This window comes from Dyadobacter sp. Leaf189 (genome assembly GCF_001424405.1).
In the GTDB taxonomy this organism is placed as follows: domain Bacteria; phylum Bacteroidota; class Bacteroidia; order Cytophagales; family Spirosomataceae; genus Dyadobacter.
On the sequence record NZ_LMPS01000008.1, the window covers coordinates 216,995 to 243,785 of the forward strand.

Sequence of the window (26,791 nt, forward strand, 5' to 3'; positions counted from 1 at the left end):
TTTGTAATATAAAAAGATATAGTGAAATATAGAACTCCTGTTTCAAATGCCTTACGGTACTTTCGGGCTAAAAGTTGCGTACGGCTTCAACAATGCAGATCCGCTCAGCTTATACAGGATCTCCTTTCCCTCACTCCAATCCGAAAGTCCGGAAACTGCATTGATGTGCCCTTTCTTGCCAACATTGATAAACTCGCTTCCCCAGTGTTCGGCAAATGTCTGTGAACGTGAGATACTCGCATACATATCATTGGTACTCGCCACTACAATCGTGGGAAAGCTGATTTTCCCTGTCGGGACCGGTGTAAAACCTACCACGAAGTTCAGGCGTTTTGAGAGGTCCGCGTCAGCCGGCGCGACGAGCAATGCGCCTTTGATATGTTCCGACTGAAACGCCTGCGCCCAATGTGCCACGGTAATGCAGCCCAGACTGTGAGCAACCAGTATCGTCGGACCTGTGAGCTCGCTGATTTCTTTTTGCAGCTGGCCTACCCAGTCGTTCTTAACCGGCCAGTCCCAGTTTTCCTGTTGTACCCGGCTGAAATGCGCTGGATACTGTTCTTCCCAGATCGTTTGCCAATGCTGCGGTCCTGAACTGGCAAGACCCGGAACTGTCAGGAAATGTGTGTCTTCGAACCTCTGCATAATAATACTACAACTTAACAGGTGAATCGTTTTCTAAGTAAAAACACCGGGAATATATTACTTCTTCGCAACCAACACACATCTGAAACCGAGATTATTACTCCCGCTTGTAACCTCACCTTTCCCGCGGCTGCCCGCTTTGTAGCGAATGCAATATTCATCGCTGCAAAGAAACGACCCGCCCCGTTGTACACGCTTCACAGCGCCGGGCTCGTCGGGATCATAGCTATCGGCAGGCCCGGTCGGGTTGACTTTCGCACTTTTCTGATAGTAATCCGGGCGATACAGGTCCTCGCACCATTCCCACACGTTTCCGTCCATATCATAGAGTCCGTACGGATTCGCCGGGAATGTTTTCACTGGCGCGGCAGCCAGGTAACCATCCTCCTTTGTGTTTTTGTCAGGGAAGCTGCCCTGGTAAATATTGGCCACCCATTTGTTGCCCGGTTTGAGCTGATCGCCCCAATAGTAAGTGTTGTTACCTTTTCCGCCCTGGGCCGCGTACTCCCATTCTGCTTCAGTAGGAAGCCGCTTACCAGCCCATTTGGCGTAAGCAGCTGCATCCTCGTAGGAAATGTGGATCACGGGATAGTTCTCCCGCCCTTTAATCGAGCTTTGCGGACCTTCGGGATGAGCCCAGTTTGCGCCGGGCACATAATTCCACCATTGCAACGGGTTATCAAGGTTCACGCGCGTGGACGTGGGTGTAAACACCGCAGAGCCCGGCACCAGTTTATCAGCAGGCACTCCCGGGTAATCTGCCGGGTTCAGCGGCCTTTCTGCCACGGTCTTGTAATTTGTCGCTTTGACAAACGCAGCAAACTCTGCATTGGTTACCTCGTGCGCATCCATATAAAACCCGTCAAGCGTCACTTCGTGCATGGGCCGGGAGTCGGGGAATTCGTCGGCGCCCATTAAAAACTTCCCGCCTTTGATCCACACCATTCCTGTCGTGTCGCCTGTACCCGCAGTGATATTTACTGCATTCGCGATTGCCGCCGCCCGGGAAGGTATCCCTTCCGAGATGCACTGGGCAATGCTGTCTGCTTTTCTTTCCTCGGCGCTCTTTTTGCTTCCGCAACCCAAAGCAGCACCCGCAACAAGCGCGAGCAGGGCCAATCTTTGAAGGTTGTTTCTACTGGTTTTCATTGATCTCACTAAATACTAATTGTTAGTTACTTTAAAAATATCCTTCAATGCCTGCGTAGCAGCGTGGTAGCCGCACATTCCATGCACCCCGCCGCCGGGAGGTGTTGACGAAGAACATATATAAATGTGCTTCGCCGATGTACGGTAAGGCGACGCACTCAACACGGGCCTTGAATACAGTTGAAAAATGTCCTGAATGCCTCCATTGATATCGCCGCCGATGTAGTTGGAATTATATCCTTCCATCTGCGCCGGACTCATTGTACTCCTGCCTTTTATCAAATTCCTGAAGCCTGGCGCAAACCGCTCCACCTGCTGTTCAACGGCAGCTGTCATATCACGTGTCGATCCGTTAGGAACGTGGCAATATGCCCATGCTGTATGCTTGCCCTCAGGGGCGCGGGTATTATCAAATGTGCTTTGCTGCGCTACGAGTACAAAAGGCTTATCCAAATGAATGCCTTTTGCTATTCCGGCTTCATACTTTGCAATTTCTTCAATGGTATTGCCAATGTGAACGGTACCCGCCTGCCGGCACGCTTCCGCCGTAAATGGTATTGGTTCTTCCAGGGCCCAGTCTACTTTAAAGACACCAGCTCCGTAACGATAGCTTTGTAACCTGCTGCGATACGAGGATGAAAGTTCATTCCCGGCAATTTGTACAAGCTGCCTGGGGGTAACATCCATTAATATAGCTTTTGAGGCCGGTAATTCATTCAAGTTACCCACACGGAAATTTGTTCTGATCTCTCCTCCGAGTGATTTGAAATAAGTGGCAAGCGCATCGGCCAGTGACTGACTTCCTCTCTTTGGAATCGGCCAGCCGTACAAATGTGCCGCCGCCATCAGCATAATCCCGAAAGCAGAAGTGGCAGCGTTTTCAAGTGGTTGAATGGAATGCGCCGCCATTCCCGCCCATAATCCTCTGGCTTCTTTCGCTTTAAACCTCCCTGCCGACCACGTTGCAGGCGGCAATGCTTTCAATCCGAAATTCGCCAGTTTCAGCGGATGTTTCGGAAAGGTTAACGGACCTAAAAGATCGGGTAAAATGTCCGGGATAATGTCTACCAGCCCGCCCATGAAGTCCATGTATGCAGACCTGTCCACACTCAGGCTATCTGCCGTTTTCGCAACCGACTGATCCAGGATTGCGGCATTCCCATCGTCAAAAGGATGCGCTGCAGCAAACGTTGGCTGGATAAATTCCACCCCCAACTCGCGCAAAGGGATACTTTTGAAGAATGGCGACATCAAGGCCATCGGGTGCACCGCCGAACAAACGTCGTGAACATAACCCGGCAATGTCAGCTCGGCACTCCGCATTCCGCCGCCAATCGTTTCTTTTGCCTCCACAATCAAGACCGATAATCCACGACGTTGCAGCGTAATCCCTGCCGCCAGTCCGTTTGGACCAGCTCCGACCACCACCGCATCATATCGATTACCACTCACGTTGTTATTTTTTAGCAGATGCAAGCACCTTTAATGCTTCTTCATCCTTGTACTCTTCCATCAGAACCTTCAACTTGCTTTTCAGGTCGGCAGCAATGGACTCTGTTCCTTTTGTGCCATAAATGTTATTGACCTCGGTAGGATCTTTCTGCAAATCAAAAAGCTCCCAGGAATCAGGTCCTCCGTAAAAATAAGCCAGCTTGTAGCGGTTCGTTCTCAAACCGAAATGCGGATACACGTGGTGAGGTTGCGGGAATTCATAGTAATGGTAATATGCCTCTTTCCGCCACGGAACCTGCGCAGTCTGCCCGCTTTGAAGTCTTGGTAAAAACGATTTACCCTGCATGTCAGCCGGCACTTTCACACCTGCGATGTTCAGTACGGTAGGCGCCCAATCGATATTCACAACCAGGTCATTGTTACGCGTTCCCGGCTTGATTACACCAGGGTAGCGGATCACAAATGGCGTTTTCAATGATTCCTCGTAAATAAAACGCTTGTCAAACCAGCCGTGCTCGCCCAGGTAAAATCCCTGGTCCGAAGCATAGATCACCACCGTATTCTTCGCCAGTCCACTCTTGTCCAGATAATCAAGCAGCTTGCCAATGTTCCTGTCCAGCGATTTCGCCACGGAGTAGTAATCACGCAGGTAACGCTGGTACTTCCATTCGGTGAGTGCTTTTCCGGTCAGTTTTTTATCCGCAAATTCCTTTGATATCTTGTCATAATATCCTTTAAATACCTTTTTCTGGTCTGCATTAAAACGATTATAAGTCCAGTCTTTGTCAAAATCGGCATTTACTTTCAAGTCCTGTTTCAGCCGCATTGTTTTTTCAATGGACATATCCTGGTCCAGCGCGGCGGCTCTTCCTTTATAATCATCGTAAAAATTCGAGGGAAGTGGGAAATTCACATTGTCATAAGCACCGAGGTCCTGCAAGTCCGGCAGCCACTCGCGGTGGGTAGCTTTGTGCCCTACTATGAGGAAAAAAGGTTTTGAGTTGTCCCGCTTGTCCAGCCATTCCGTCGAAAATTTCGTGATCAGATCAGAAACATAGCCGGTGTGGCGCGTAGTATCATTGGGCTGACCTATGAAATCGGGATTGTAATAGCTGCCTTGCCCTGGCAGTACATTCCAGTAGTCGAAACCGGCCGGCAGACTATTTAAATGCATTTTCCCGATCCAGGCTGTCTGGTATCCATTCTGTCGGAGGGTTTCCGAGAGCAGCGTCTGATTGGTGTTGAAGCGGGTATTGTCATTTCGTTTATAGCCATTTAAGTGGCTGTACTTACCGGTAAGCAAAGTAGCCCGGCTCGGCCCGCAAATGGAATTGGTAACCAGGTTATTCGTCAGCAATGCGCCTTCTCTGGCGATGCGGTCGATATTGGGTGTTTTAACATACTTATTTCCATACGCGCTGATCGCCTGGTAAGCGTGATCATCGGAGAAAATGAAAATAATGTTAGGGCGGCTGGCTGTTTGTGCAGCAGCGAAACCAATAGACAAAATAGCCGATCCAGCGACAAAAACGGCTTTTCGAAAAGAGAACAAGAGATCTGTAAGCATAACTCTATTAAATTGATAGACAAAATAAGCTTATTGCAGATGATTAATCAAATATTTACGCATTTTTGACTTTGAGCTACCTCAGATTAAAAGTTCAAATTGTCTATTTCTTCTCAAAACTCAACCATTAAAAACACAAAAAAGCCGGAACCTTGGCGGTTTCCGGCTGATCAGGGAGGAATTTGCGTGCTTATTTCTTCGCGCTGTTAATCGCCTCTGCCATTTCCAAATGGTGTTTCAGGGCTGGCACTTTGCCTGCTGCCCACGATTTCACGTCCGGATCCTTGGCGTCCTTCGCTGCTTCCTCAAACTCGCTGATATCCTCTTTATGATCGTCAACCATAAAAGAGATGTATGCTTTATCAAAGTCGGCGCCTTTCTTCGCCGCCAGGTCGTCATATTTCTTTTGCTTGTCGTTGCTCAGCATCGCAGGCAGCGTGATGTTTTTCTGCTGGGCCAGCGCTTTCAGCTCATCGTTGGCTTTCCCGTGCTCGGTTACCATTGTTTCTGCAAATTTCTTTACATCCGCACTGGCTGCATTTGTTTTTGCCAGCTCGCCCAGCTGCACTTCCATCATACCTCCATCAGCAGCGGCTACTGCAAACTCTGAATCATCTTCCAGATTGGTATCGTCCAGCTTCTGCTCATTTTGCTCTTCTGCTACTTCCGCAGTATCCTCAGTCTTATTGGAATTGCAAGCAGAAAATGCCATCATAGTAGCCAGTGCCAGCGAAGTAAATGCGATCTTTTTCATAAACATTTTAATTTTTTTGTGATTTCTGATTCAAGCAGGTGAAAAAATTGTGCCAAGATCCGTCTACCTTTATCAGACGATCACCCAGAATTACACCTACAACCCGTGTGGCGCTACATTTTCTTATTCAAGAAAGGAGTGAATGTATTTTTTAAAAAAAAGTTATATTAGCTTTGTTAGCTGCCCTTATTGGCCAACTATATTCGTACCCTCACCTGTTAATAGGAAAGAAAAAGAAGCCCCGCTTCTGAGAAAAGTAATGACGCAGGACAAACAATTTCAGATTCTTCTCGCTGACGACGATGACGACGATACTTTTTTATTTCGTGAAGCATTAGAACAAGTCTCTCCAAATTCACAACTGTCTGTGGCCTCCAATGGTGTTGAGCTGACAGACAATATCCATAGCACCGAGCCGAAACCCGACCTCATTTTTCTGGACATGAATATGCCGGTAAAAAACGGGCTCGAATGTCTTGAAGAAATCAGGGCTACTCCCGGCTTTGAAGACACGCCCATCATTATCCTGTCTACCTCCGTCGCCCAGTACCTTTGGGAATCGGCGTATAAAGGTGGAGCGAACCTGTACATCCAAAAGCCTACGAGTTTCGCGGGACTTGTAAATGTCCTGGAGAAGTGCCTGTTCCACAGCCTTAACCAGGCTACTCCGACACAAGTGGAACAGTTTTTGATTACGAACTAATTTTTTGAGGCTTGAATCAGCGTTCTTATATGAATGAAACGACCGTTATTGCGAATGAACAAGAATCGTTTATTAAGAATTTAAGAATTGAAACTGCTGAAAGCCATCAAATTCTTGAAAACAATCAGCTTTCCAAAACGTTACTTGACCCTGCTGTTACCCTATCCGATTATCAGGCGTATTTGTCAAAAATTTATGGAATTACACTGGCTTGTGAACTGCAGATTTTTCCAGTCTTAAAAGACATTTTACCGGATTGGAATAGCAGGTACAAATCTGCGCTGATCGTAAAAGACTTGTCCCGTACAGGAATGAGCGACGATCAGATCCGCGACTTGCCAATCCATCAGTTTGATTGTTCAGGCACTCCGGAAGCAATGGGCATTATGTATGTCATGGAGGGTTCGACCCTGGGCGGGAAGATCATTTACAAGCATGTTCATAACAAGCTCGGGCTGGATCCGGAAAGTGGCGCGGCCTACTTCTGGGGTTATGGAGATCAGACAGGCAGCATGTGGAAATCGTTTGTGTCGCTGCTTGCTCAATATGCCGCCGGGAGTAAAAGCAGTGCGACCATTATCGACAGTGCCAAAAAAACTTTTACAGTAATTAACAGCTGGCTAAGCGACAGAAATATTTAGTCGAAATGAACATTAAGGATATAGTAAACAGGGACATCGTTAATCTGACGAATTGCGAAAGCGAACCAATTCACATTCCGGGGAGCATTCAACCGCACGGGTTCCTGTTTGGCATCAAAAAAGACACCCTCCGAATCGAATACTGCAGTGAGAACACCAGCAGCTACATCGGTCTGACACCAGACGCGATTTTGGGTAAGTCACTGAAAGAAGTGGTTCCGGCTGATCAGGCCAGCGAATTTGCCACTTACGCAACTGCGCGGGTTATTGATACCGCACAGCCATTTGTATTTACCCTGCAAGAGGTTTCCTATAACACCACTGTACACCAGAGTGGCGATACCATTATACTGGAATTTGAACCGTTTCCTGACGGAACGATCAACTTACCGAACCTATATAACCAGACAAGGCACTTTGTGTCCGTACTGGAAAAAACGACTTACCTGCAGGAGCTTTGCCAGGAAATTGCGAACGAAACGCGGGAGATCACAGGCTATGATCGTGTGATGATCTACCGTTTCGATACCGAGTACAATGGCGAAGTAATTGCCGAGAGCAAGGTAGATGAGATCGACTCTTTTGCCGGCCAGATGTACCCGCATACGGACATTCCTGTTCAGGCGCGCGAGCTGTATATCCGTAACCCGCTGCGTATGATCGCGGACATAAATTACGAGCCTGTACGTTTGCTGACCATTGATGAGGGAAATACTAAAAGCAACCAATCCCTCGACCTGAGCCTCTCCATTTTGAGGAGTGTATCCCCTATTCACATTGAATATTTGAAAAATATGGGGGTAGGCGCCACATTGACGATTTCTCTTCTGCAAAACGGAAGACTGTGGGGTTTGATAGCGTGTCACCATTATTCTCCCAAAGTGCTGCCCCATTACACGCGGCTTTCTGCCTTGCTTCAAGGGCATTTTCTTACGTCGCAGATCGCGGTGAGGGAAACTGCGGAGGAATTTGAAATAGGTCAGGAAGTAGATAAGGCGCTTTCGGATTCTCTTACGCTGCTGCACGAAAATGAGGACTTTATAGAAGCTTGCCACCAATCGCCTTCCCTGCTCAAACTTGCCAATGCAACAGGGGCTGTGATCTATTACAATGGACAGTTATATAAAAATGGCATTGTTCCCAGCGACGAAGAGCTGGTCACTTTGATGACAAAGCTAGCCGAAAGGTATCCGACGCAGGGTTTTCACACAGATAGTATCTCGGACATTTTTCCCGAAGCCAAATCTTTTTCGAACTCTGCCGCTGGTATCATTTATCATTCGGTAGCCTCCATGAACCCTGACGGTATTATGTGGATCAGGTCGGAGAAAGTTGAAACGATCAACTGGGCCGGAAATCCCGATAAAGCAATCTTGAATAACGAAGACGGATTCCGCCTTTCACCCAGGAAATCCTTTGAGCTGTGGATGGTTGAGGTAAAAGATAAGAGTCTGCCGTGGAGAAAATTGGAGCTCAGCGCTGCTTCCAATTTCTCGTATGCATTGCAGAAGCACATTAACTACCAGCTCATCCAGGTACAAGAGGATAAAAACCGTATCCTGAATGAAGAACTGAAAACGGCTAATAAAGAGCTGGCTAACCTGAACTGGATCAGCACGCACGACTTGAAAGAGCCGCTCCGGAAAATACAGATATTTGCTTCCAAGGTACTCGACCGCGAAGATCCGTACCTCTCGGCACAAGTGAAGGATTCGGTAGAAAGAATGCGGTTTGCTGCCGAAAAAATGCAGGCGCTGATTGAAGATATCCTGACTTATTCCAAAACCGGGAATATGGAAAAGGTATACGAGCAGGTGGACCTGAATGAAATTGCCGCGACCGTGATCAAGGATTTACGGGACACGATCGAAGAGAAAAAGGCGGTGGTAACCTTTGACAAGCTGCCCGTTTTGTCAGTAATCCCATTCCAGATCCGCCAGCTGTTTGTAAACCTGATCAGCAATGGAATCAAGTTTACAACTCCGGAAGTTGCACCATTGATCCACATTCGCGTGTCGAAAGTGAATGGAAGCGAAATTGGTGAAGACAAGGCTGTTGCCGACGCCCCGTATTATCGCATTGCATTCATAGATAATGGGATCGGCTTCGAAGATGAATACAAGGAGCGGATATTCGACGTATTCCAGCGGCTGCATCCTGCGCACCGTTATCCCGGAACAGGTATCGGGCTCGCGATCTGTAAAAAGATCATGGAAAACCATAAAGGCTTCCTGATTGCCTCTTCCGAACTGGGAGTAGGCTCTATCTTCAATGCGTACTTTCCGGTAGAATAGCTTCAAACCTGAAATTCAAACTGAGTATATACTTCCTCAGCAAAGCCTGATACGGGCCCGGCTGAGGAATTTTTGTTTATAACAACCTCGCTGAGATGCTGATTTAGAAGTATTTGTTGCGGCGCGTCTCACCTCTTTCCGCTGGTACTACTTTGTTATAACAAAGGCCTAGAAAGTAAATGATTGTGAACATGCAAGCAACCGCAGTAGGGACGCTCACGGAAGTACCTGAAATATCCGCACGACAGATTAAAAAGTTAAGAAAAGATCCCGCGCTGACAGCCGCAGCTGTGGGTTTGAATTATATCAAATCGGGCTACGCGCCCGGGTACCTGCGCAGAGGAAAGTCACCGCGCTTCTTTTATGTAGATCCACAGGGAAACAGGGTTAAGGACAAAGAGGTTATCAAAAGGATCAAGTCGCTGGTACTGCCTCCCGCATGGAAGGAAGTGTGGATCAGCAATGATTTGAATGCGCATTTGCAAGCCACAGGGATAGACGATGCCGGCAGGAAACAGTACCGGTACCACCCACAATGGAACCTGATCCGTAATCAAACCAAATACTTCCGGCTGCTTACCTTTTCTGATGCACTTCCTGCACTCAGGGAACAGGTGGAGCACGATCTCAGAAGGCGCGATTTCGATCTGAACAAGTCCATTGCTTTGGTGGTAAAGTTAATGGACAAAACCTGCATTCGCGTGGGCAATCAGCGCTATAAACTGAAACACGGATCATCGGGCATTACCACGCTCGACGCCCGCGCAGCTACTGTTACGGGAAGTCGTATCCGGTTTGTATTTACAGGAAAAAAGGGAATCAAACAGGATATTACCCTGCGAGATACACAGCTCGCCAGATTGGTCAAGCAGTACAAAGAAATGCCCGGAAAAAGGCTGTTTCAGTATACCTCGGAAGCAGGCGGCAAATGTGCGCTCAATGCCAGGCAGGTCAATGACTACATCCGTGAACATACCGGTTCTCACTTTTCGGCCAAGGATTTCAGGACCTGGATGGGGACTGTGACTGCATTTGAATATCTCTGTACGCAGGAAAAACCATCCTCTCAGCGCCAACTGACAAGAACCCTGAATACCTGTCTTGATGTAGTAGCGGCGCATTTGGGGAATACACGGGCAGTTTGCAAAAAGTACTATGTGCACCCCGCGGTTTTCCTGGCTTATGAAAACGACCGGATCAAGCGTTTCGCTGGCAAAGACGTAGAAGAAATGAAATGGTTTTCTGCCAGCGAGCAGAGGGTAAAATCGCTTCTTGCACATCCAAAATCGTGAAAAATTCGCCAGCCGGGCAAGAATTCCTACATATACGCTTGCAGAAGTTGGGCTCAGGTTCAATGGAACAATATGTAACCTCTTGGCACAGCATTTTTGTTTAGCATTACAAATAAGAAATCATCAACACTAAAAAGAATAGATCATGGAAACCAATGAAAATTTAGTTGAGGTATTAAACGACCTGATCAGAATTAATAACGACCGCATTGAAGGCTACGAAAGAGCGATTAATGAGGTTGAGGATATCGACATCGACCTGAGAGGAATTTTTCAAAAAATGGCTAATGAGAGCCGTGAGAATATCAATGAGCTGAGCGCTGAAATCAGAACCCTGGGCGGAGAAATCGCTACCGGCACAACCAACTCAGGTAAGATTTACCGGGTTTGGATGGACATCAAAGCTACATTCACAGGCCACGACAGACAGTCTGCCCTTGAAAGCTGCGAATATGGTGAAGATGCCGCACAGGAAGCCTACGACGACGCACTGGCAACCGATGTTGATCTGCCGGTAAACATCAGACAGATCATCGCTAACCAGAAAGCCGAACTGCTCGAATCACATAACCTGATCAAAAAGTACCGCGATGTACATCAGGCAATCAACAGCTAAAAGCCAATAACACACCAGCACACACTAGCAAAGAAAAAGGCGAAATCGATTGATTTCGCCTTTTTCTTTTTTCAAAACAAATTGCTTTGTTCTTATCGAAGGTCAACCACTTCCACGCCGGGATATTGTTTTGCATTGAAGGTGAAGTAAGTATCAGCTACCGCTACATCAGGTTGAAACTGATCGACTTTGTAGGTTACCTGCTGTCCGTTTTTCTGGAATATTTTCCAGCTGTTAATGGACTTGTCTGCCTTATTTACTTCAATCTGCACCTTATCAACCTGGCTGCTTTTGTTGGTAGATGTAAGCTCCACCACTTCCAGGGACTTGGCGCCTTCTTTTTTCTCTTTCAAAAAAGCATATTTAAAGCCTTTCTTGTAAGCTGAATAAATTCTCGTCGGGTCAAGGTCGCCGCCTGCTGTCGGATCAAAATCCTGCAGGTTTACTTCGTTGGTTTCCTTGATATATGTCGCCATCAGCTTCCCGTCGTTGAAGATCTCCTGTCCGGCCATTTTCAGCCTGAACTTTGTACCTTTTACAGTTGCCTCGCCTTTCAGTGGCTTGCCTCCTTCGGGCGAATAGGTAAATGCGGCTTTGAAGGATTTGATCTTCTGATATTTGTTGCTCATTGCTTCCAGAATTGCAGATGACCTTTTATCACCCTGCGCAAATGCAGCAGAGCTGACGGCGATCAACATAGCAATAAGTAAGCACGCATTTATTCTCAGATTTTTCATATTGAGGTTTTCAGTAAGTTAAATTGATTATGAGGTTGTACAAATCTTAGACCATCACGAAAAATGAAGGTTTAATTTACGCCCATCACACGCAGGTGCTCTTCGAGGCCGCTCAGGTCGTGGAACATGACGTCGCGCGCCTTGCTTCCGGTAAACGGACCTACTACGCCGAGCACTTCCAGCTGGTCCATGATCCGGCCTGCGCGGTTGTAGCCGAGCTTCATTTTGCGCTGGATCAGTGAGGTACTGCCCTGCTGGTGCGTGACGATCAATCGTGCCGCGTCGGGCAGCAAGCCGTCAAAATCGTCAGGATTCAGTTCAGCTTTTCCTTCCGAAGCATCTTCGCCTTCGTATTCAGGCAATGCATAAGCTTCGTCGTAGCCGCGCTGGCTTCCTATAAATTCGCAGACATCTTCAATTTCACGGGTGTCGATAAACGGACATTGCAGACGGATCACTTCCGAGTTGATCGCCAGCAGCATATCTCCCTGTCCTACCAGCTGCTCCGCACCACCCATATCCAGAATAGTCCGCGAGTCAATGCTGGATGTTACCCGGAATGACAAACGTGCAGGGAAGTTGGCTTTGATCAAACCTGTAATGACTTTCACGGAAGGCCGCTGGGTAGCTACTACCAGGTGAATACCAACTGCACGTGCCAGCTGTGCAAGCCGGGCAATGGGCGTTTCAACTTCCTTTCCGGCCGTCATCATCAAATCCGCAAGCTCATCGATCACAAGTACGATGTAAGGCAGGAACCGGTGGCCTTTTTCGGGGTTCAGTCTTCTTTGGGCGAATTTCGCGTTGTACTCTTTCAGGTTTCTTACAGCCGCTTCCTTCAACAGGTCGTAGCGCGAATCCATTTCGATACACAAAGAGTTTAAGGTGAAAATAACCTTTTTGGTATCTGTTATAATTGCCTCCTCTGCATTCGGCAACTTGGCTAAAAAGTGCCTTTCCAGTTTGTTGAACAAGGTAAGTTCTACCTTTTTTGGATCGACAAGTACGAATTTCAGCTCAGCCGGGTGTTTCTTATATATCAGCGAAGCCAGGATCACATTCAAGCCGACCGACTTACCCTGTCCGGTTGCACCCGCCATAAGCAAGTGGGGCATTTTGGCAAGGTCAACAATGTGAATATCGTTTGAAATCGTTTTACCCAAAACAATGGGCAGATCGTAATTAGACTTCTGGAAACGCTCATTGGCCAGCACCGATCGTGCAAAAACAGTCTCACGGTTTTTATTAGGTACCTCAATACCGATTGTCCCGCGTCCCGGCATAGGTGCAATAATCCTGATACCCAATGCAGCAAGACTTAATGCAATATCTCCTTCCAGGTTTTTGATCTTCGAAATACGGACACCTGCTTCCGGGATAATCTCGTATAATGTAACAGTCGGGCCGATCGTAGCTTTGATCTTGGATATATTGATCCCGTAGCTTCCGAGCGTATCTACAATTTTGGTTTTATTGCTTTCCAGCTCTTCCTGACTTACTTTTTCGTGGTGGTTATCTTCCACTTCATTCAGCAGATCCACTTTCGGAAAATGGTAGGAAGGCAAATCGAGCATCGGATCATACTGGCCGAATTCTCTCAGGATAGACGCATTTACATCCTCGTCTTCAAACTCCTCCGGCGCAGGCTCAGCGACTTGAGTAGTATCTTCCACTTCCAGTTCCAGCCTTGTTTCAACCGGGGCGACAGGCACAACAGGTATTACCGGCACTGGTGCTGCGATCACCTTTTCCTGTTCGAGTATCAATTCCGGCTCTTCTTCCGGTAACTCTTCCTCATCGTCATCTTCATCAGCAGGCAGTTCATCGTCATAGGTATCGTTTACAACTGCTGCAAAACCTTTCGCTGGCTCAGCTACCTTCTCTGCTGGTACCTTCTCCTCAGCTGCTACTGCAGGTGCTGCGCCATTCAATTCGGGCGCTACTTCCGGACGGGCGTTTTTCTGCTGCCAGGCTTCGTAAGCAGAGCGGGCATCGTAGAAGAACACGGCAAAGACAAACAATGCGAAAATGATCGGGAGGATACTTCCCCATTTCAGCCAATCAAACAGCGCCACGTTGACCATGTAACCAATGCCGCCGGAGACGAAGCTCATGGTACTTTCCGTATTGCTCATCAGGATCACATAGCCCATCAATGCGCTGATCCACAATGTGAAAAAAATCACTTCCTTCGTAGTACGGTTGAGCGGGAGTATTTCTTTGTCAAAGGCTATTTTCCAGCCGGCCACAATGGGCACGAGCGGGAGCAGCAATGCGCCCACGCCAAACCACCTGTAAACAAAGAAGTGAGATATCACCGCACCAAGTACCCCGAAGAAGTTGCGCGTTTGCCGGCCCGCATCACGGATCGACTGCTGCCCCAGGCCATCGATCACGCTCTGATCGGAGATACCTGTGACGATATAGGAGATAAAGGCGATTTCCAGGAAGATTCCCAGCAAAATGAAAAAAGTCCCCCAGGCGAACGTACCTTTTGGACTTGAAAAAATTTGCTCCCAATCAAAAGAGAAGCGAATGCGCGGCTCCGCAGCTTCCTCCGCTTTCGCACGTTGTGTGTTTGCTCTTGGCTTATTAACAGACATTTATTTCAACTCTGGGATGCGTGAAAGGTAATTTTCTACCTATTTCTGATCAGGGACTTACAAATGTTCTTCGCGAGCCCCGGACCTTCATAGATGAATCCGGTATATAACTGAATCAATGCAGCACCTGCATTTTTCTTCTCCAATGCATCCGCTGGCGAGGATATTCCACCTACGCCTATGACTGGAAAAGCATGATCCGATTTATCGCAAATGTAACGAATAACTTCCGTTGACCGATGTGTAAGTGGCGCCCCGCTTAGCCCGCCCGCACCTATTTGTCCGATCTCCTCAGCACTGGTACGAAGGTTATCCCGGGCGATTGTAGTATTGGTTGCAATCACGCCGGCGATTCCGGTTTCTTTTACAATATCGATGATATCGTCCAGCTGACTGGTGGTCAGATCCGGAGCAATCTTTAAAAATATAGGTTTTGGATTAAACTTCTCGCGATTCTTTTGTTGAAGCTCTTTCAGCAATGCAGTAAGCGGTGCCTTTTCCTGCAAGTCGCGCAGGCCCGGCGTGTTGGGGGAGCTTACATTGACAACAAAATAGTCAACCACGTCGAACAACTCGCGGAAACAGATCAGGTAATCGCTCAATGCCTGGTCGTTGGGTGTATCCTTGTTCTTACCGATATTCCCTCCTACCAAAATCCCCGATTTGCGTTTACTAAGCTTAGCCGCCGCCACAGCAGCGCCTTTATTATTAAAACCCATCCGGTTGATGAGCGCCTTGTCTTTTTTTAACCGGAACAATCTCGGCTTGTCATTTCCCGGCTGCGGGCGGGGAGTTACTGTTCCGATCTCGATGAAACCAAAGCCCAATGCTTCCAGCTGATCGACCATTTCGGCATTTTTGTCAAACCCGGCCGCAAGTCCCACGGGGTTCCTGAACCGCAACCCTGCTACTTCGGTCACCAAGTCGGGATGCTCAAATGTGTACATCGACCGCAATAACTGGGGCACGAACGGGATTTTGAATGCAAAATGCAGCAGGTCGGTCACAAAATAATGGATCCGCTCCGCATCAAACAGGAAAAGTATAGGGGAAATGAGGATTTTATACATGCTGCAAAAATAGGTGGTTTCGCAATCTTCCTGAACTTACAGCGCCGGATTGTTTATCAATGTTTCCTAATCTTAATTTTTTAATAATTTTATGTAATTGTTTCTGAGAAACGCGCGTTAGCAATATTCAGGTAACTTTGCAGTTCCCGGTTCAGATCCGGTTCTTTTTGGCTACTCCCACACTACCTTCGTTCGCCTTCCGGCAATTTAATTCCTGGTAAAAATCAAAATCCTATCCCCGTGACAAAATCTACTTTTCTGTGCCTCATTACCTTTCTAGCTTCTCCGGTCAGCCTTCTTGCAAACCATTCCCCAATTTTTACGGAAACATTTACGGTAACGTCACCGGCGGCTGAGGGTGGAAAGCTGGTAGGAAAAGTAGTAGAATCTCCGGCCAATACCGCCGTGAGTTTTGCCACCGTGGCACTGCTCGCCGCACGCGACTCGTCCATTACCGACGGTGTGGTAACGGACGAGAATGGCGCATTCACCATGGCGAATGTAGCTGCGGGCAGCTATTTGCTCCGCATTACCAACATGGGCTACCAAACTTTGTTTGTCCCCAATATCCGCGTTTCTCCCGAAGCCAATCTGATCGATCTTGGTTCTATTACCCTGATCCCGGAAGCGCAAAAGCTTGCAGAGGTAGTTGTGAGAGGTGAAAAAAGCATGATCGTGGACGATATCGACAAAAAGATCGTCAACATCGGAAAAGATATGCTGGCTACCAGCAACAATGTAAGTGACCTGCTCGAAAAGGTACCCGCCGTTTCGCTGGATGAAAACGGTAATCCGCAGGTTAGGGGAAAAGGCAATGTAGTGGTATTGATCGATGGAAAACCTTCCAATCTCTACGGCAGCGACCTTCCTACCATTCTTCAATCTTTCCCTGCCAACCTGATCGAAAGAATAGATGTAATGACCACGCCGTCGGCCAAGTATGAAGGCGAAGGCGCGTCGGGTGTTATTGATATTATAACCAAAAAGACGAAGATCCGCGGAACAAATGGCGGGTTGCGCCTTGGTCTTGGAAATAAAAACAACCATAACGTTTCCGGTAATCTCAGCTACCGCGCTGGTAAGTTCGGGCTTAATGCGTCGCTCAGCGGACAAAGCCGCGGAATGACATGGAAGAGAACGCTGAGCCGCGACAATTTCCTTTCCGAAGCAAGCTCTCACCTCGAACAAAGCGGTACCGGCGCCAATAAAGGAAACAACGCATTCGGCAGGATCGGGATGAATTATGATTTCAACGAAAAGAATTCGCTTGAAGTCGGAATGAATTATTCACAAAACAACAACCGCAACAACAGCAACCTGCTCAATGAAACAAGCAACACTTCCGGCGCTGTGGTTGAAACTTTCCGCAGGCTGAACAACAGCAAGGGAAATGGAAATAACATGAACTTCAATGTGGATTACCGCAAGAAGTTTGATAAAAAAGACCACCAGTTCAACTTCACTACCAGCTACTCGCTCGGTGAGTCGGACGGTGAATCGTATTATGTGCAGGAAAGCGAGATTGACAGTCTGATGCGCAACCAGCAGAACCTGCGCAACAATAACCGGAATTCACTTTTTGTCAATGCGGATTACACCTGGCCTATTACATCAAAAGCGACCATTGAAACGGGTTTCAGGACGAGAATGAGCTCAAACGACAATACCAATTCGTTTTACAATAAAAATCTCGAAACCGGCGCGTATGTTTTTGATGAAAACATCAGTAACATTTTCGGATATAAAGACGCTACTTACACGGGTTTCATGACGTTTTCACAAAAAACAGACGACTGGGGAATGCGGGTTGGTTTGAGGGTGACAGATTACAACCAGGAAATTAACCAGATCAGTGCCGCCCGGAAGTTCGACGTGCATTTCCTTACGCTGGTACCTTCCCTGGCGCTTACCCGCAAGCTGAGCGACGCTTCGCAGCTGAAACTGAATTACAGCCGCCGCGTGCAGCGCCCGGAGGCTGACTGGCTCAATCCATTTACCGATTTATCCGATCCACGGAACATTCAATCGGGTAACCCTAACCTCCGGCCAGAGTTTACCCACAAGGCAGAAATGGGCTACTCGAACTACGAAGAGGCAGGCGGCTTCGGCCCGTCTCTTTTCATGGATTACAGCAACAATGCGATCACACGTATCCGCACGCTCGACGAGTCGGGTATCTCTTTGACAAGATACGACAACGTGGGCCGCGAGCTTTCGTACGGCTTTGAAACAGATTTCTCGAAGAAGATCGGTGACATATTGAAAATCAATGGAAGCGGCAGGGTTTTCAGAAGTGAAGTTGTTTCGCAAGTCGCACAGATCGATAACCGCACGTGGAGCTATTCGGGTAACCTGAATGCATTTATCACACTTCCTGCCGACTTCCGCGCTTCGGCTTATGTGAATTACGAAGGTCCGCGAGCAATTGCGCAGGGTACGCGTGAAGGTGTTTTTATCGCCAATATGGGTATCCGGAAGGATCTTCTGGAAAAAAAGGCCACAATCTCGTTTAATGTGCAGGATATATTTTTGTCAAGAGCATATAAAAGTCAGCTGATGACAGAAACGTACTCTCAGAGCTCTTTATGGCAGCAGACAAACCGCCAGGTAAACCTTACATTCCAATATAGGTTCGGTAAGATCTCCGCAAGCGGGGACGACGCATAAGGAAAATGTCACCACGAAACACAATCGGGAAGGGCCTTCAAGCTCTTCCTTTTTTGTTTTACCCATATTATCATGGATATTCCAGCTAACCCGACGATATGGAATGGTTTTTGCAACTCCCGCAAAACAGCAGGCGTATAGGCTAAGATTAAACCTAGCGCGTCCTAACTGATCTAAAATGTTGAAATTGGGCGATGATCGAAAAAGTGCATTCCCAAACACATTTTAAACAAACAATAAGATGATACAAATGAAAAACACTTGGAGAATTCTGATCGCATTGATGCTGATCAATACTGCTTCCTTTGCTCAAAAACTACCTGCCGATTCCATTTTCAATAATTTCTATAAAGCAACGGGAGGTAAGGCACTTTGGGATGGTGTGAAATCTTACAGTCTGAAACGGAATTACAGTGCCGCCGCTGCTGCGCCTTATGACGCAAACATTACGGTTTCGTTGCCGGAACAATCTATCTACAAATCCAAAACCATCATGAAACGCAGTTTTGTGTATACGGTAAAAGGTGACCAGGGCTGGATCAAAGTTCCACTGGGGCAACGGATGGATGTGAAAGACCTGAGCCAGGCCGAGCAGCAGAACATGCGACTTGAAATGTACGATATGCTCGCGCCATTTATCGACTACAAAAACAGAGGCCTGATTGCTACCACGGTGGGTACCGAAACATTGAATGGTGTACAGGTTAACCAGGTAGAACTGCAGGGAAAAGGTGTCAAGTATAACCTGTATTTCGATGCAAAAACAGGCTTGCTGGTTCGCCAGAAAGAAACGAGCGGCGGAGTGGAAACTACGACCGATATGTCGGATTATACAAAATCGGCTTACGGTATTTCATTTCCTTCCAAGCTGGTCGAGATCAACACAGCTGACAAAAAACCTGTTACTATCAAGTCTGCATTAACAGTCAACCAGCCTGTTAGCGCAGATCTTTTTAAAAGGTAATTGTCAGGATAAATCGAAAATGAACTGGATAGCCGAACAGGACTTTGGCTGTCCAGCTTTTTTATAAAAACGGGACGCAATTTAAATCACCAGCCTTGAAATACGGGCCGGATCAAAAGCAAGGGATGAAGAAAGCATTAAAGGTACTGGCAATCGTAATCTTAACAATACTTATTCTGGTGGGTGTGCTGATCTGGGGGATTACAACACCTTACGGCCAGAATGTTCTTACATCCCAGGCGAATTCATTTTTACGTAAAAAGCTGAAAACGAAAGTCAATATCGAGAAAGTCCGCTTCGATATCCCCGACTGGATCCTGCTGGAAGGCGTTTACATTGAAGATACACACGGAGATACCCTTGCTGCGGGTAAAAGGCTGTATGTGGACCTGGACATGTTCAGCCTGATTAAAGGTAATATCGGGATCAACAAGGTGGAACTGGAAGGTATCAATGCAAATATCAATCGCGTATTGCCGGATACTACTTTCAACTTCCAGTTTATCGTAGACGCATTTGCAAGCACCGACACAACTACTGTAGAGGATACTACCGCTGCTCCGCTGGAAATGCGGCTTGACCAGATTTCACTGAAACAAGTGCGTCTGTCATACCGGGATGCGGTGACGGGAATGGACGCGATTGCGGTAATCGACTCGGCTCATGTTGAGTTTGATAAGTTCAACCCTACAAAATCACAGTACCACCCTACTATGGTGGCTTTGCTGAACAGCCAGGCGAAACTCCGAATGTACGCCCCGCTTAAAACGGCTGCAGCCGGCCCGCCACCTGAAACTGAACCGGGAGATACGTTGGATCTAAAACTAGGAGATATCCTGCTCAGCCAGTTCAAATTCCAGCTTGACGATGAAGTTTCGGGATTGAAAAACGGAGTATCTGTGGGAAAACTGCAGGGACATATTAATAAGCTTTTCATGGAGAGCCAGCAGGTGGATGTGAAAAACCTGAACCTGGAAAATATGTCGCTTTTCGCGGAGTTTGCTAAAAAGGCTAAAACTCCTGAGAAGAAAGATGCAGATACAACTGCTGTTGAAACGCCGGGATGGAATGTAAAAGTTGGCCAGATCAGACTGGTGAATAACGATATCCGCTACGACGATAACAATACGGCGGCACAGCCGAAGGGACTTGATTTCGCGCATTTGAATGTAAAAGACCTGAACATTGATCTGCAGGATTTCGTGTTCTCTCCAGAAGTGATTTCAGGCGCATTAAAATCGGGCTCATTCAATGAGAAAAGCGGATTTAAGTTGCAGGAATTCCACACCAATTTTGCCTACGGAGAACAGGAAACGTACCTGCGGAACCTGCTCGTAAGAACCCCGAATACGATTTTGCGCGACGAGCTGAGCCTGCGCTATGCGAACATGGACCAGCTCACCAAAGACATAGCGAAGGTAAAACTCAAACTAAGACTGACGAACAGCCGGGTATCCTTCTCGGACGTGCTCCTGCTGATGCCCGACCTGGCAAAAACACCTCCATTTGACAAAGAGCCAAATGGCGTAGTGCAAGGGTCGGCCAACATTACCGGATCTGTGAATGATATGCTGATTTCGAAGGCGGATTTCCGGATGCTCAATGGAACAGTATTGAATGTAAATGGCCGCGTACAAGGATTGCCGGAGGCAGAAAAGCTGGCAATGGACCTGAACATCAATGAAATTTCTTCCAGCAAGCAGGATCTTATGAAAATGCTGCCGGACAGCGCGATACCTGCTTCTATCGAGCTGCCTGAAAACATCAAGATCTCCGGAAAAGTGAAAGGTTCGATGGAGAACCTGACGATGACTACTACCATCAATACTTCATTTGGCACAGGTACTTTTTCCGGAAATCTCAAAAACATTACCGATAGCCTCAAAGCCCAGTATAACGGAACATTGGCATTCCAGGATTTCGATTTGGGTAAATTAATGAAACAGCCGCCGCAGGAAATGGGCAAGCTGACGCTCCGCACTGACCTGGAAGGTACCGGATATGCTCCTAACACCATGAAGGCGCGGCTCGATGGTACCATTGCAAGCGCAGATATTAAAGGATATGTATATCAGAATCTGCAGTTGAAAGGGGATATTGATCATGGTCTCGCCAATATCACTGCTGATATGCAGGACCGTAACATCAATGTAAACCTCACTGCGCAGGCGGATCTTTCCAAAGAGTACCCTACTGTTAAAGCGGATGTTGCCATTGATAACCTGGACTTGACTGCCTTGAATCTGTATTCGGATTCTTTGCAGGTGAAAGGGAACATTAAGGTAGATATGCCTTCGACCAATCCCGAAAACCCCATTGGAACTGTCAATATTAATAACCTGGTACTAACCCACCACCGCCGCCCGATTGGCGTGTCGGATATTAATATGGCGCTGACCGATTCAAGCGGGCAGAAGCAGGCGAATATCGACTCACCATTTTTGAAAGTGAAAATGGAAGGAGATTATTCCTATACCGAACTTAGCGACGCGTTGCTGACAGAGGTTGGAAAGCACTTTAAAGCACCAAGTCTGACTTATACGGAGGTAACCAAACCGGTCAACTTTACATTAGCAGCGACCGTTACCAACCACCCTGTTCTGCAAATGTTCGTTCCGCAGCTGCGAGAAATGAATGAAGTCCAGTTTAATGCGAAAATGGACAACCAGAAAGATTCGTCGATCGTAGCGCGGCTGAGTATTCCAATGGTGGATTACGACAGCATACGGGTGGAGCGCGTTTCGGTGGACCTGAGCAGTGTTGAAGAGAATGCCGCATTGAATGCAAATGTCGGTTCGGTAAATACAGGCAGTTTCAGGATCCAGAATACTTCATTGCAAAGCAAGATTGTTGACAATAATGTTAAGTTCGATTTTGTTGTAAGAGACTCGGTCAATACGGAGCGGCATTCGGTGAAAGGTGATCTTGCTGTTGCTGATACCCGTTACCGTCTCAATCTGCGCGAAAACCTGCTCCTGAATTACAGCGAATGGGAAACTGATACTGCGGGCTACATTCAGTATGCGACAGACAGTTTGTATGTCAAAGATTTTGTAATCAAAAACGGTGAGCAATCGCTGACAATCAACTCTACCGGGCTGGTACCAAACAGTCCGTTGAATGTAGAAATGGCAAATATCTCCATTGGCAACCTGATCGAGATCGCTACCCGCGACTCCACGATGGCAACAGGGATATTGAACGGAAAAGTATTGCTGAGCAATTATATGGTTGCGCCTGTGTATACCGGCGAGCTTACCATTGACAGCCTCGCCGTAACCACGATCCCTGTTGGAAACCTTTCTTTGAAATCAACCAACGAGACGGAAAACCTGATCCGTGTAGCTATGTCGCTGGTGAGTGCGCAGAACGATATCAGCGTAGACGGGAGCTATAATCTGAAATCCGAAACACCCATGGATTTCAAAATGGACCTTAAAAAGCTGAGCGCAAAAACGATTGAAGCATTTAGCTTCGGTGAATTGCAGCGGGCCGAGGGTAATCTGACGGGAGATATTGCAATTACCGGCTCAACCAGCAGTCCTAAACTGAATGGCGCACTGAACTTTGATAATGTCGCATTCAATGCAACGCAGCTGGGTTCACGGTACTCACTGGGCAACCAAAAGATCAATTTCAATGGACAAACGATCAATTTCAACAACTTCACCATTGCCGATTCGCTGAACCAGCAAATGAAGATCAACGGTAATGTGAACATTGCCAACATTCCGAATGTGGGTTATGATCTTTCCATTTCCGGTAAGAATTTCAATGTGCTGAATTCAACCCAAAAACAAAACGAGCTCTTTTTCGGGAAAGCGAATATTGATGCAAACCTGACTGTAAAAGGTGTGGGCAGCAAATCGGTGATTGACGGAAGCGTGAAAGTTGATCCGGGAAGCAATATCACAGTAGTATTACCAAACGACGCCACAGAAGCTGGCGACGCTACAAAAGGTGTGATCGAGTTCGTGGATATGAGCGATTCGACGCAGGTAGCGCAGGCAGATTCGACAGAAAAGACGCAGCAGATCATAGTCGATTTTGCTTCGCAGATTTCGCTCGACGTGGCTGTAGACGACAAGTCCGAATTTAAAGTGGTGATTGATGAACTGAATGGGGATAATATCAGGCTTAAAGGAAATGCGCAACTGAACACAGGTATCGCGCCAAACGGACAACTCTTTCTGCTCGGTTCTTATGATTTAACAGAAGGTTCCTATGACCTTACCTTGCAGATCCTGAAAAGACAGTTTGAAATCAAGAAAGAAAGTACGCTGCTCTGGACCGGCGATCCGATGAAGGCCGATCTGAATATCATTGCCGCTTACCCGGTCATGGTTGATCCAGGATCTATTTCTTCCAAATTCCAAGGTGCAAGCAAGATACCTGTTGAAGTACAGATCATCATTACCGGTAACCTTACTACACCGAACATTACCTTCAATATCAATCTGCCCAAGGCGCAGATCGACGAACAGATCAGAAGCGATATTTCAAATCAGAGATTCTGGTCGGATATGCAAAACAACCCGTCGGAAATGAACAAACAGGCATTTGCCCTGTTGATCACCAACAAATTCATCACAGACCAATCGTCGCCTGGATTCAACCTTGGTTCAAGCGCAGAAGCAGTAGCGCGCCAAAGCGTAAGCCAGCTCCTGAGCGATCAGCTGAACAACCTGGCTTCGGATTTGATCAAAGGCGTGGATTTGGATATTGGCTTAAACTCTACTGCCGATCAGATTTCGGGGGCACGTACGGATTTAAATCTCGGATTAAGCAAAGCGTTTTTGAATAACCGATTGAAGGTTTCAGTAGGTAAAAACTTTGAATTAGAGAGCCAGAATAACTCTGCAAGCTCCACGGAGGTTTTTGACAACATTGCCCTCGACTACTCGCTGACCAAAGACGGAAGGTACCTGTTCCGTGGTTACCGTAAGAATCAATACCAGTCCATTCTGGAAGGTTTTATCGTCGAAACGGGCGTGAGTTTTATTATTACTGCGGATTATGATCTTTTCCGTGAAATTTTTCAAAGGCAGCGAAATGAAGAATAGTTTATTTGGGTTATTGATTTTATGTGCATTGCTGACAGGTTGTTCTGTCAACAAATATGTTCCGGAGGGGCAAAGTCTTTACGTGGGCAGTAAAGTCGTCGCACGGCCCGATAGTATTTCTCGTCCCAATATCTCAGGCGTTGCCAGTCAGCTTGAAGGCATTATCAAACCGCCACCTAATAAAACGTTATTTGGTTTTCCCTGGAAGGTTTGGTTTTACTATTGGATCGGAGAGCCAAAAGATGAGGGTGGATTAAAAAGCTGGTTCCGTAATAAACTTGGAGAACCTCCGCGTTTTGCAACACAACGCGTAGCGGATATCAATGCAGATAATATGGTTTCTTTTCTTGACAATGAAGGCTACTACCGGTCTTCGGCTGAGGGTAAGCTTGTACAGAGTAAGAAGGCAAAGCGGAGAACCGCAACCATGGAATTTGATGTGTATGTCATGCCGCGATATCTAATCAATGAGATAAGTTACGTTGTATCCGACAGCTCCCTGTTCAATAGGGACCTGGTTCTTGCTAAAAAAGATACTTACCTGAAAAAAGGTGATCCTGTCAGGCTGGATGTGATTTCGTCTGAAAGGACACGCATTGACAACGAGCTTAAAGGAAAGGGATATTATCTCTTCAATCCTGATTACCTGATCATCAAAGTCGACTCTACCATCGGGAGAGCCGACTCTACATTGGCGCCGCAGCAGGTTAATTTGTTTTTGGAAGTAAAAAACACAACTGCTCAAACCTCATTGAAGCAGTATTTTATCAACCGTATTTATGTCAACACAGGAACGGATGAAAATAAGTCTGCGGACACAGTAACAAACCAGCCAATACGCCGGGGATTGAACATCACGGATCCGGGCAAGCTATATAAGAGACGCATTTTCTATGATGCTATCGGATTTCGTCGTGGTAGCATGTATAACAACAAAATGCATGATGTTTCATTGCAGCGACTTGTCAATCTACAAAACTTCAAGTTCGTACGTAACCGGTTTGAGCTGGTACCGCGTTCGGATTCTGCATTGTTGGATGTCTATTACGACTTGGCTCCATTAAAGAAAAAAGCCCTACAAACTACAATTGCTGCAAGTACCAAGTCCAATAACTTAGGAGGATCGCAGCTGGATGTAACTTGGCGCAACAGGAATACCTTTAAAGGCGCTGAAATGCTGTCAATCAGTCCCTACTTTGGATTTGACGTACAGCTCGGTGGCGGACAGCGCGATAATTCGAATCAGCTGGGAAGGGAATATATCAGGTACGGAGCACGTGCCGATTTGTCTTTCCCCAGATTTGTCGTGCCCTTTGTAAGGATCAGGCCGGAAAAAAGCCAGGCGCTACCGAAAACAATTCTTTCGCTTACTTATGAAAACAGGGTGCAGCGTAATTTTTACACTACTACATCCATTCGTGGTGACTGGTCTTATGTTTGGAGAAAAAACCAGGAAGTGGAGCATACACTTACGCCAATCTCCATCAACTTTGTAGAACCAAGAAATGTAAATGGAGAGACTCTGGACGCAATTGTATTTGATCCAAATACTAATCCGCTTGATGTTAAAAGGTACCTTGAAATTCTCAGCCAGAAATACCTGATCGCAGGTTCCAACTACTCCATTTCATACCGGCCAACTCCCAAACCATTCAGTCGAAACCAGTTTGCGCTTACAGGAGGAATTGACTACGGTGGCAACTTGCTGAGTCTCTTCGCAAAAAGGCCTGTCGGCGATACTTTGCCGAAAGAGTTCTTGGGAGTTCCCGTATTTCAGTATATCAAATTGGATGGTGATGTAAGATATTACAGAACTATAACCCCGGGTATTAAATGGGCAAACAGGCTTTTGCTGGGAGCTATTCGCCCGTATGGGAATTCCAGGACAATGCAAACTCCTCAATTCAAGCAGTATTTTGGAGGGGGAAGTACGGGTATCAGGGCATTCCGGGCAAGGTCACTTGGGCCTGGATCTTACCCTCCTGATACGCAACAAATAAGTTTATATGGGTACCAGTCTTTTGCGGATATCCGAATGGAGTTCAACAGCGAACTTCGCTTTAAACTAACTAATCTGATTAACATAGCGGCATTTGTTGATGCAGGAAACATCTGGGCTTTTGGTGACTCATTACGGGCCGGATTTGATTCGCGGGGAATAATAAAAAAGGATTTTCTCAGAGAATTGGCAGTTGGCGGCGGCATCGGCCTGCGGCTGGACTTTTCATTCCTGGTTTTCCGCCTCGATCTTGCCACGCCTTTCCGGAAGCCCTGGTACAAAGGTCTAGCTGATCCTGACAACCCCGACGATCCTACAAGAAACAAGAACCCCTGGGTGTTCAATGAGGTTAATTTCCGGAGCAAGGCATGGCGGCGCGAGAATTTGATTCTGAATATTGCGGTGGGGTTACCGTTTTGAGTCTGAATTACTCTATCGCGAAAATGATGATCTCATGCCCTGCCGTAAAATAAACAGACTGCCAGCCAGACAAACGCTATTAACCAGATAACGCGCGTTTTACTGCGCCCAGACCAATTCCTGATTGTAAAGTAAATTATTGCTTCCGCTGTAAG

17 protein-coding genes are annotated in these 26,791 nt (G+C 47.0%); 9 read left to right on the top strand and 8 right to left on the bottom strand.

Features of this window, described 5'->3' with window-relative positions; translation table 11 throughout:
* Positions 1-51: 51 nt before the first annotated feature.
* From ASG33_RS24020 to ASG33_RS24040, 5 genes are all read right to left on the bottom strand, one after another.
* A complete protein-coding gene (locus ASG33_RS24020) occupies positions 52-645 on the bottom strand; it encodes an alpha/beta hydrolase (RefSeq protein ID WP_056291529.1) in 594 nt (197 codons plus the stop codon).
* A 57-nt stretch (positions 646-702) separates the two neighbouring features.
* Positions 703-1,794 (bottom strand): formylglycine-generating enzyme family protein, encoded by a 1,092-nt coding sequence (locus tag ASG33_RS24025; RefSeq protein ID WP_056291532.1) that lies wholly within the window; start codon positions 1,792-1,794, stop codon positions 703-705.
* A 15-nt stretch (positions 1,795-1,809) separates the two neighbouring features.
* Positions 1,810-3,246, bottom strand: a complete 1,437-nt coding sequence (locus ASG33_RS24030) for an NAD(P)/FAD-dependent oxidoreductase (protein WP_056291730.1) — start codon at positions 3,244-3,246, stop codon at positions 1,810-1,812.
* A 4-nt stretch (positions 3,247-3,250) separates the two neighbouring features.
* Positions 3,251-4,813 (bottom strand): sulfatase, encoded by a 1,563-nt coding sequence (locus tag ASG33_RS24035; protein WP_056291534.1) that lies wholly within the window; start codon positions 4,811-4,813, stop codon positions 3,251-3,253.
* A 190-nt stretch (positions 4,814-5,003) separates the two neighbouring features.
* Positions 5,004-5,567, bottom strand: coding sequence for a DUF4142 domain-containing protein (locus ASG33_RS24040; RefSeq protein WP_056291733.1), 564 nt, complete (start codon positions 5,565-5,567; stop codon positions 5,004-5,006).
* Positions 5,568-5,826: 259 nt separating this feature from the next.
* On the opposite strand from ASG33_RS24040, the gene ASG33_RS24045 reads away from it, so the two are divergent.
* The 5 genes from ASG33_RS24045 to ASG33_RS24065 all read left to right on the top strand — a co-directional run bounded on the left by ASG33_RS24045 (position 5,827) and on the right by ASG33_RS24065 (position 11,113).
* Positions 5,827-6,270, top strand: a complete 444-nt coding sequence (locus ASG33_RS24045; protein ID WP_056291735.1) for a response regulator — start codon at positions 5,827-5,829, stop codon at positions 6,268-6,270.
* A gap of 29 nt (positions 6,271-6,299) precedes the next feature.
* Positions 6,300-6,911 (top strand): biliverdin-producing heme oxygenase, encoded by a 612-nt coding sequence (locus ASG33_RS24050; protein WP_056291536.1) that lies wholly within the window; start codon positions 6,300-6,302, stop codon positions 6,909-6,911.
* A gap of 5 nt (positions 6,912-6,916) precedes the next feature.
* Positions 6,917-9,205: an ATP-binding protein gene (locus tag ASG33_RS24055; RefSeq protein ID WP_056291538.1), complete on the top strand. Its 2,289-nt coding sequence runs from the start codon at positions 6,917-6,919 to the stop codon at positions 9,203-9,205.
* A gap of 191 nt (positions 9,206-9,396) precedes the next feature.
* Entirely contained in the window at positions 9,397-10,497 is a 1,101-nt protein-coding gene (locus tag ASG33_RS24060; RefSeq protein WP_229238838.1) for a DNA topoisomerase IB, read from the top strand.
* Between the two features lie 145 nt (positions 10,498-10,642).
* Positions 10,643-11,113, top strand: a complete 471-nt coding sequence (locus tag ASG33_RS24065; RefSeq protein ID WP_056291542.1) for a PA2169 family four-helix-bundle protein — start codon at positions 10,643-10,645, stop codon at positions 11,111-11,113.
* A gap of 92 nt (positions 11,114-11,205) precedes the next feature.
* Here the strand turns inward: ASG33_RS24065 and ASG33_RS24070 are convergent, their stop codons facing one another.
* The 3 genes from ASG33_RS24070 to ASG33_RS24080 form a co-directional block, all read right to left on the bottom strand.
* Positions 11,206-11,850 (bottom strand): outer membrane lipoprotein carrier protein LolA, encoded by a 645-nt coding sequence (locus tag ASG33_RS24070; protein WP_056291544.1) that lies wholly within the window; start codon positions 11,848-11,850, stop codon positions 11,206-11,208.
* A gap of 71 nt (positions 11,851-11,921) precedes the next feature.
* Complete coding sequence (locus ASG33_RS24075) at positions 11,922-14,453, bottom strand: DNA translocase FtsK (RefSeq protein WP_056291545.1); 2,532 nt, start codon at positions 14,451-14,453, stop codon at positions 11,922-11,924.
* 35 nt (positions 14,454-14,488) lie between these two features.
* Positions 14,489-15,523 carry a quinone-dependent dihydroorotate dehydrogenase gene (locus ASG33_RS24080; protein WP_056291547.1) on the bottom strand — a complete coding sequence of 345 codons (1,035 nt, stop codon included), beginning with the start codon at positions 15,521-15,523 and terminating at the stop codon, positions 14,489-14,491.
* A gap of 240 nt (positions 15,524-15,763) precedes the next feature.
* Here ASG33_RS24080 and ASG33_RS24085 point away from each other — a divergent pair, with 240 nt between their 5' ends.
* The 4 genes from ASG33_RS24085 to ASG33_RS24100 all read left to right on the top strand — a co-directional run bounded on the left by ASG33_RS24085 (position 15,764) and on the right by ASG33_RS24100 (position 26,636).
* Positions 15,764-18,190, top strand: coding sequence for an outer membrane beta-barrel family protein (locus ASG33_RS24085; protein WP_229238840.1), 2,427 nt, complete (start codon positions 15,764-15,766; stop codon positions 18,188-18,190).
* Positions 18,191-18,440: 250 nt separating this feature from the next.
* Positions 18,441-19,154 carry a hypothetical protein gene (locus tag ASG33_RS24090; RefSeq protein WP_056291550.1) on the top strand — a complete coding sequence of 238 codons (714 nt, stop codon included), beginning with the start codon at positions 18,441-18,443 and terminating at the stop codon, positions 19,152-19,154.
* A gap of 125 nt (positions 19,155-19,279) precedes the next feature.
* Positions 19,280-24,217 carry a translocation/assembly module TamB domain-containing protein gene (locus ASG33_RS24095; protein ID WP_056291741.1) on the top strand — a complete coding sequence of 1,646 codons (4,938 nt, stop codon included), beginning with the start codon at positions 19,280-19,282 and terminating at the stop codon, positions 24,215-24,217.
* Positions 24,207-26,636, top strand: a complete 2,430-nt coding sequence (locus tag ASG33_RS24100; protein WP_229238842.1) for a BamA/TamA family outer membrane protein — start codon at positions 24,207-24,209, stop codon at positions 26,634-26,636. The genes ASG33_RS24095 and ASG33_RS24100 overlap by 11 nt, the downstream gene beginning before the upstream one ends.
* Positions 26,637-26,791 lie beyond the last annotated feature (155 nt).

Excerpts from the sequence above, each read along its gene's own strand:
- ASG33_RS24020 (WP_056291529.1), bottom strand. The coding sequence starts at position 645 with ATGCAGAGGTTCGAAGACACACATTTCCTGACAGTTCCGGGTCTTGCC.
- ASG33_RS24025 (WP_056291532.1), bottom strand. The coding sequence starts at position 1,794 with ATGAAAACCAGTAGAAACAACCTTCAAAGATTGGCCCTGCTCGCGCTT.
- ASG33_RS24035 (WP_056291534.1), bottom strand. The coding sequence starts at position 4,813 with ATGCTTACAGATCTCTTGTTCTCTTTTCGAAAAGCCGTTTTTGTCGCT.
- ASG33_RS24040 (WP_056291733.1), bottom strand. The coding sequence starts at position 5,567 with ATGAAAAAGATCGCATTTACTTCGCTGGCACTGGCTACTATGATGGCA.
- ASG33_RS24045 (WP_056291735.1), top strand. The coding sequence starts at position 5,827 with ATGACGCAGGACAAACAATTTCAGATTCTTCTCGCTGACGACGATGAC.
- ASG33_RS24050 (WP_056291536.1), top strand. The coding sequence starts at position 6,300 with ATGAATGAAACGACCGTTATTGCGAATGAACAAGAATCGTTTATTAAG.
- ASG33_RS24055 (WP_056291538.1), top strand. The coding sequence starts at position 6,917 with ATGAACATTAAGGATATAGTAAACAGGGACATCGTTAATCTGACGAAT.
- ASG33_RS24060 (WP_229238838.1), top strand. The coding sequence starts at position 9,397 with ATGCAAGCAACCGCAGTAGGGACGCTCACGGAAGTACCTGAAATATCC.
- ASG33_RS24065 (WP_056291542.1), top strand. The coding sequence starts at position 10,643 with ATGGAAACCAATGAAAATTTAGTTGAGGTATTAAACGACCTGATCAGA.
- ASG33_RS24070 (WP_056291544.1), bottom strand. The coding sequence starts at position 11,850 with ATGAAAAATCTGAGAATAAATGCGTGCTTACTTATTGCTATGTTGATC.
- ASG33_RS24075 (WP_056291545.1), bottom strand. The coding sequence starts at position 14,453 with ATGTCTGTTAATAAGCCAAGAGCAAACACACAACGTGCGAAAGCGGAG.
- ASG33_RS24080 (WP_056291547.1), bottom strand. The coding sequence starts at position 15,523 with ATGTATAAAATCCTCATTTCCCCTATACTTTTCCTGTTTGATGCGGAG.
- ASG33_RS24090 (WP_056291550.1), top strand. The coding sequence starts at position 18,441 with ATGAAAAACACTTGGAGAATTCTGATCGCATTGATGCTGATCAATACT.
- ASG33_RS24095 (WP_056291741.1), top strand. The coding sequence starts at position 19,280 with ATGAAGAAAGCATTAAAGGTACTGGCAATCGTAATCTTAACAATACTT.
- ASG33_RS24100 (WP_229238842.1), top strand. The coding sequence starts at position 24,207 with ATGAAGAATAGTTTATTTGGGTTATTGATTTTATGTGCATTGCTGACA.